Origin of the sequence: Candidatus Magnetaquicoccus inordinatus (genome assembly GCF_004217665.1) — a bacterium.
GTDB classification, from domain to species: Bacteria; Pseudomonadota; Magnetococcia; order Magnetococcales; family Magnetaquicoccaceae; genus Magnetaquicoccus; species Magnetaquicoccus inordinatus.
Window position 1 is genome coordinate 7,990 of the sequence record NZ_RXIU01000071.1, and the last position, 7,161, is coordinate 15,150.

General features: G+C 49.6%; 6 protein-coding genes. All 6 read left to right on the forward strand.

Going from position 1 to position 7,161, the window contains the following annotated elements; genetic code table 11:
- On the forward strand, positions 1–1,135 hold a 1,135-nt coding region (locus EJP87_RS17735), incomplete at its 5' end, for a response regulator (RefSeq protein ID WP_193771211.1).
- A 2-nt stretch (positions 1,136–1,137) separates the two neighbouring features.
- Positions 1,138–2,517 (forward strand): response regulator, encoded by a 1,380-nt coding sequence (locus tag EJP87_RS07185; RefSeq protein WP_130471183.1) that lies wholly within the window; start codon positions 1,138–1,140, stop codon positions 2,515–2,517.
- Positions 2,518–2,626: 109 nt separating this feature from the next.
- Positions 2,627–3,091: a hypothetical protein gene (locus EJP87_RS07190; RefSeq protein WP_130471184.1), complete on the forward strand. Its 465-nt coding sequence runs from the start codon at positions 2,627–2,629 to the stop codon at positions 3,089–3,091.
- 25 nt (positions 3,092–3,116) lie between these two features.
- The gene (locus EJP87_RS07195) at positions 3,117–3,476 is read left to right on the forward strand and encodes a hypothetical protein (protein ID WP_130471185.1); all 360 of its coding nucleotides are present in this window, start codon (positions 3,117–3,119) and stop codon (positions 3,474–3,476) included.
- Positions 3,477–3,507: 31 nt separating this feature from the next.
- Positions 3,508–6,501, forward strand: a complete 2,994-nt coding sequence (locus EJP87_RS07200) for a response regulator (protein ID WP_130471186.1) — start codon at positions 3,508–3,510, stop codon at positions 6,499–6,501.
- On the forward strand, positions 6,461–7,161 hold a 701-nt coding region (locus EJP87_RS07205), incomplete at its 3' end, for a hybrid sensor histidine kinase/response regulator (protein ID WP_130471187.1). The genes EJP87_RS07200 and EJP87_RS07205, both read left to right, overlap by 41 nt.

A 7,161-nucleotide genomic window follows, 5' to 3' on the forward strand; every position in this document is an offset into this window, starting at 1 on the left:
AAATCGCAAGCTGGATCCGGTGCAAAATACCGAAGCGGCGCAAAGAATCATGGGAGCTCGTGTCCTCTTGGCCGATGACAATAAAATCAATCAACAGGTTTCCACCGCCTTATTGGTTGGTCACGGCTTGGAGGTCACCGTGGTGGGCAATGGTTTGGAAGCGGTGGAGGCGGTCAAGAAAAACCGTTTTGATATTGCTTTGATGGATATCCAAATGCCGGAAATGGATGGTTTTCAAGCCACGCAGTTAATCCGTAAACTGCCGGGCGGGACCAATTTGCCGATCATCGCGTTGACGGCGCATGCCATGGTTGGTGATCGTGAAAAATCGCTTTCTGCCGGGATGAATGATCATATTACCAAGCCGATTGATCCAGACAAGCTGTTCAAGACTTTGGTGCATTGGATCACTCCGGGAAATCGCCGTGCAGAAGCGCCAGTCGGCAAGCAACAGCTTGTTGAGGAAAAAGAGGCGAGCACAGAGGAGATACCAGGAATTGATTTGGCTATTGGTTTGCGGCAGGTGGCGGGAAATCGTGAGCTGCTGAATCGTTTGTTGCGCGAATTTTATCGTGATTATCAACAGGTGGTGCGCACCATTCGTGGCGAGTTGCAGCAGGGGAAACGTCAGGAGGTTTTGCGGTTGGTGCACACCATTAAGGGCATTGCCGGATCTTTGGGAGCACATGCTTTGCATCGCATCACCAGGGATTTGGAAACCTCGCTGAAGGGGGGGGAGGGTGTGGAGTATGCCTCTTTGCTTGAGCAATTCAGTAATGAGATTGGCCGTGTGTTTCATGGTATAGAATCTATGCAGCAGGATCTGCCGGCGGAGGAAAACGCTTCGGCTGATGATTCCGGGTTGGAGGAGGGGGCAGCACTCCCGGATGGAGGAGAGGTCGATCAAGGGGTTTTGCAGCCGTTGTTGGAAGAGTTGCAGCAATTATTGTCTGCAGGTCACTCACGTTCTGCGGACAAGTTGGAGGAGATCAAGCCACATTGCAGAACCGCTTCTTTGCAAGCGCATTGTCGGCGTTTGGCCCAGTCGATAGAAGAGTTTGAATTTGAAGAGGCGTTGCTGGTGCTTGATACATTGGCACAGGGTTGTGGCATTATCCTCAGGAAGGAAAAGTGACCATGGAGCGTCGGGGGAGGGTGCTCATTGTCGATGATGAGCGATTCAATATAACAGTACTCAGCAATCTGCTTTCACCCTATTGTGAGACTTTGGTGGCGAAAAGCGGGGAACAGGCTTTGCGTGCTGTACAATCTGCCTTACCACCCGATCTGATTTTATTGGACATTATGATGCCGGGCATGGATGGTTATGAGGTGTGCCGTCGTTTGAAAGCGGATGAAGCAACCCGTGCCATACCGGTTATTTTTATTACTGCCATGCACGGGGTGGAAGATGAGGTCAAAGGCTTTGAGGTGGGAGCGGTTGACTATATCACCAAGCCCATCAGTCCGCCTGTGGTGCATGCGCGGGTTTTGACCCATTTGGAAAATGTCTTGTCGCGCAATCGCATTCATGCTTTGAACCTGGATTTGACCCGCTCCTTGGAGGAGCAAAAAAGGGCCTATGAGGAGTTGCATCGCACCCGCATCGAGCTGGCGGAGACGCAGGCGATTGCCATCATTATGAAAGCCTTTGAAAAATTTGTTCCCAAACAGTTTTTGGAACGCATCGCCAAGGAAGGATTGGAGCATATCAAACCGGGTACCGTGGAGCTAAGTACCATAACGGTGATGTTTAGTGATATTCGTTCGTTTAGTAAACTGTGTGAGAGCATGTCGCCCAGTGATATTTTTATGCTGTTGAACGGATATTTGGGGCGGATGCAGGCGGCAATCGACAATCATAATGGTTTTATTGATAAATTTATTGGTGATGCCATCATGGCTCTGTTTGATGGTGATGAAAAAGAGCAGGCCAGTAATGCGGCGAGGGCAGCCATTGGCATGCAGAGTCGCTTGTTGGCCTATAATCTGGAGCGTCTGCGTTCCCAACGGGATCCCATCACGATTGGGATTGGTTTGCATACCGGGCCGGTGATGATGGGGACATTGGGCAACGAAACCCGTATGGATTCTACGGTGATCGGTGATGCAGCCAATTTGGCTGCGCGTTTGGAAGGGTTGACCAAATATTATGATTGTCGCATCGTCATTTCTGACGATGTCTATAATTTGTTGGAACCAGGACAGTTTTTATCTCGGCCCCTGGATCGGGTGATTGTCAAAGGTAAAACCCAATCGGTTTTGATTCATGAGCTGTTTGATGCCGATCCAGAGCCGCTTTGTGTGCGCAAGAAACAGTTGTTGATCCCCTACCTGCATGGCTTGGACTGTTTTTATCAACGGCGCTGGCAGGAGAGTCGAGATGCCTTTCAAAACTGTCTGGAGATTGTGCCAAACGATATTGTGTCGCAAATCTTTTTGAACCGATGTGACCATTTTTCTGCAGTACCACCAGCAGAAGATTGGGACGGCAGTTTTGAAATGCAGCATAAATAGTGATGAATTCGCTTGGTCTTGTATTTGCATTAACATTCTGCAAAGCCGGTGCGGGATTCTGTGTATCGGTAATCAATGATGATAAATCAGAATGTTAAGGAGACGTAGCATGAATTTGTCAGTAGAGCAGCAACCGTCAGGAGTTCAACAGGGTGGTATCAGCTTTTCCCCGCTTGCTCTGGGCGAAGGAATTTATGCCACCGACAATAGTTTGGCGACTGTGGCAATGGCAGAAGCAGTGCAACCCAACAAATCGGCTTTGGCAGGCAATGCCCTGGTGATGTTGGAAGCACGGATGAGTGGTTTATTGCAAACCATCGCTGGTTTGAACGCCAAAAATGCCGAATTGCGCAAGATGATCGCCGACCGGGATGATTATATCGATTTGGTAGAACAGGAGAATGCCCTGCTCAGCCGGCAAGTGGATCGTTTCATGACGGCACAAAATCAGGTTATTCATGGCTTGAGTGGTATTTTGGGACGATTTTCTGTTGAGGAAGAGTCCGATCATGAAGAGGGATCGTTGCTGACAGTGGCTGACGACCGCTTTGCCGAGACGGTTGGCCACGCCTGATCGTTGACTTCAGGAGGAGAAGGGGGTGGGGCAAGTTATTCGACTTTTTTGTGGGCAATGCAATCCGCAAGATTTTTTTCGTCCCGATCGTCGTGCTGCCCAAGCCAAAGTTTTGGCGACCGTCGTACCCTTTGTCGATAAGCGCCGACAGCAAACAGATCGTCGGCAAATGTTTGACCGACGCAGGGTAGACCTTCCTCCTCCTGGTCAATGGGATCGGCGTTGTCCGCAGCCAGGCAGGCGCTATAGTGATGGTTATGCCTGGTTTGACGGATGTTTGGAAGAGGCTGTTCGTGCCCATTGGCATGTACAGTGGGAGGAAGAGAGTGAGGATGATCGTCCTGCTCTCGTCTTGTGTCCCAAATGCCGCAGAAAAATCAGATGAGAAGTGGTCAATGCGTCCATGAGAGTTGCCCATGAATAATTTGCCGCTCATTTTGATCGTGGAAGACAGCCCTGTTCAAGCCTTTTTTCTGGAAAAAATTCTTAAAAATAATCAATTTCGTGTTCTTGCCGCCACCAATGGCCAGGATGCCTTGCAGTGCGTCCAGACACAACTCCCTGATTTGATCATCAGCGATATCAATATGCCGGTCATGTCCGGCTATGAGATGTGTCGTATTCTCAAAGACAATCCGCGGCAACAAGCCATTCCTGTCATTTTGCTCTCAGAGCTTTCAACCATGGAAGAGATTCTTTTGGGGTTGGAAGCGCGTGCAGACAATTATATTTTGAAACCTTATGAAGAGGCCGATCTGATACGCAAAATCTGGGAGTTGCTGCGCGTCTCCTTGTCACAACAGCAGGAATCAGCCGCAACGCGGACCATAGAAATGACCGGAGGACGGCGTTTCCATATCGATTCCAACCGCGATCAGGTACTCAATTTTTTGCTCTCCATCTATGAGAGCATTCTGCGCAAAAACAGTGAACTGAATCAGTTGCACGACAAAATGAATCGTCTCAATGCCGATTTATTGGCCTCCAAGGAGAAGTATCAAACCTTGGTGCAAACGGTTCCCGACATGATTTTTCAGTTGGATGCCAAAGGACGGTTTACCTTTATCAATCATGTATTGGAACGCTTGGGGTACAGCACAGAAGAGTTGTTGGGACAACATTTCAGCAGCATCATTGCAGCAGAGCAGGCAGAACGCATCAGTTTTGCCCATCTGCTCAAGCAGCTCAAAGGGGGCGCGGCACCAAAATCCACCCCCAAGCTGATTGATGAACGGCGTGCCGGCAAACGGCAGACCTTGGGTCTGGAGGTGCATTTGCGTCCCAAGCATAGCAGCCAGATGGATAATCCAGAGAGTGGAGAGCGTGAAGAGATTGCCTGTACTGGAGAAATCAGTAGTGCGGGAATGTACAGTGCACCAGTAAGAGACGGGCAAGGTCGCTTTATCGGTACAGTAGGGGTGCTGCGGGATATTTCGGCTCGCAAACATGTTGAGGAGACTCTGAAAAGAACCTACCTGCAACTGCAGCAAAGTGAACGTCGTGCCGAGTTGGCCAACCGGGCCAAGGGGGAGTTTTTGGCCAATATCAGTCATGAAATTCGTACACCCATGCACGCCATATTGGGTTTGAGCCAGTTGTTGTTGCAGAGCAAACTGGATCGCAAACAGCGTGGCTATATGGAAAAGGTGGTACGCTCTGGGCGCAAACTGTTGGCTATTTTGAATGATATTCTCGATATTTCCAAAGTTGAGGCAGGTAAAATTGCCATTGAACGGGTACAGTTCAATTTGGATGAGGTGATTGCCGATCTGCTTGATGTGGCAACCTGGTATGGTGAGGGTAAAGCAGTATCGGTACAGGTGGCATTAGCCGATGACTTGCCACGCTTTTGGGTAGGAGATCCGCTGCGTATTGGACAGATATTGGCCAATCTGTTGAGCAATGCCATCAAGTTTACCGAAAAAGGGGAGGTGGTGGTTGCGGTCAAGGAGTTGATCCGCGACAAAAAGCGGGCTGTCCTGCAATTTTCGGTCCGCGATAGCGGCGTGGGCATGGAACCAGAGCAGGTGGAAAAACTGTTTCAAGCTTTTCAGCAGGCCGACGGTTCCATTACCCGTCGTTATGGTGGTACAGGATTGGGTTTGGCGATTAGTCGGCACTTGGTGGAGTTGTTGGGAGGATCTATTTACGCCCAAAGCAGCTTGGGACAGGGAACTGTATTTACCTTTTTGTTGCCTATGCTGATGGCCGAGCAACAAGAGAGTGCTCTTCCTCATTGGGAGAAAGAGGAGCGTGTGCCCCAACAGGAACCGCTGCAACACCAACTTTCCTGGCAGGCGCTGTTTCGTTTGCGGGGGGTCAAAGTACTCATTGTGGATGATCATGAGATCAATCTTTTGATTGCCAAAGAGATTCTTGATCAGGTGGGCATCAAGGCGGATGTGGCTGTCAACGGTCGGCAAGCGATTGAAATGATTGCGCGCCAGCATTATGATTGCGTCTTAATGGATATTCAAATGCCGGTCATGGATGGTCTGGAAGCCTGTCGTGTGCTGCGTCAACTGCCAGAAGGGCAACAGTTGCCCATTGTCGCCATGACTGCCCATGGCATGCACGGCGACAGGGAACGCTCTTTGGCAGCCGGTATGAACGATCATATCATCAAGCCGCTTGATCCAGAGAGATTATACCAGGTAATGCTGCGTTTGATTACTTTACCTGGTGTTGATGGGGGGGAAGCTTCTGCAAGCGACAGCACTGGGGCAGGCTCTGCTCTGGCAGCAGAGCGGGATGATAATGGGCTGGAGGCACTGGATTGGCAGGCGGGTATTCGGCGCATTGGTGGTAATGAACAGCTTTATAGACAGATTGTGCGCCGTTTTTTGCTGGGGCAAAAAGAGACAACCCAGCAGTTGCGGACCGCGCTTATGTTGGGGGATAGGATCACGGCACGACGTCTGGTGCATGGTGTACGCGGGTTGGCAGCAGGTATTGGTGCGCTGCCTTTGTCCTCTTTGGCGGGAGAATTGGAACAGGCCATCGTGGATGAGCTGGAATCACCTGTTTTGGTCAACCAGTTTATTCAATCGCTTTCTGGAGTTTTGCAGCTTTTATCGGCTTTAATGACGGAAGAAGAATCGCCATCTTGCTCAATACCTGATAGGATGGATAACCTTACAGAAGTGGATGTGCAAGCCATTTTGGCACAAATGTACGATGATTTGGATGGGGATTTTAATGCCGCCAGACGCTCTTTAGAACAGTTGTTGCCTCTTTTACAACGTCGTGGTACCGATCCCGCTCTGTTGAGTCAATTGATTCTGCAGATGACTGAATTTGAAACAGAAAGAGTCCAACAAATCATCATCGAGTTGCTGGAGCAGATGAAGCAAAACCAGGAGAAAGCATATGAGCACAAATCCGGCCAAGCCGAAGGTGCTGGTAGTTGACGATTCACCGGAAACCTTGGAGGTATTGACCTCGGTACTTTCCGAACTCTATGCCGTAGTACCTGCCCGCAATGGTGAAAATGCTTTGTGCAAGGCATTGAAGCCACCCCATCCAGAACTTATTCTCCTGGATATCTTGATGCCAGATATGAATGGTTTTGAGGTGTTACGCCGCCTGAAAATGGAAGAGGCTACCCGTGATATTCCGATCATCTTTTTGACTGCTTTGCCGGACCAAGAGAGTGAAATCAATGGTTTGCATCTTGGTGCCGTCGATTATATCCGTAAACCACTCTCCATTCCGATGGTATTGGCACGCTTGTCCATTCATCTGGAGTTGGCACGCAGCCGCAAAGAGTTGGCAAAAAGAAATGAGATGTTGGAAGAGGTGGTGCGTCTGCGTGATGATATTGAACGCATCACCCGTCATGATTTGAAAGGGCCATTATCGGCAGTGATCGGCTTCTCGGAAGTGGTTTTGGAAGAGGCGGGTCTCTCTGAATATCATACCGATTGTCTGCAGCGGGCGATTCATGCCGCCAATCGCATGTTGGAGATGATCAACCGATCGATGGATTTGTATAAAATTGAAACCGGTCGCTACCATTATGAAGCGCAATCGTTTGATATCTGTCGCGTGGTGCATCGGGTCTGTCATGA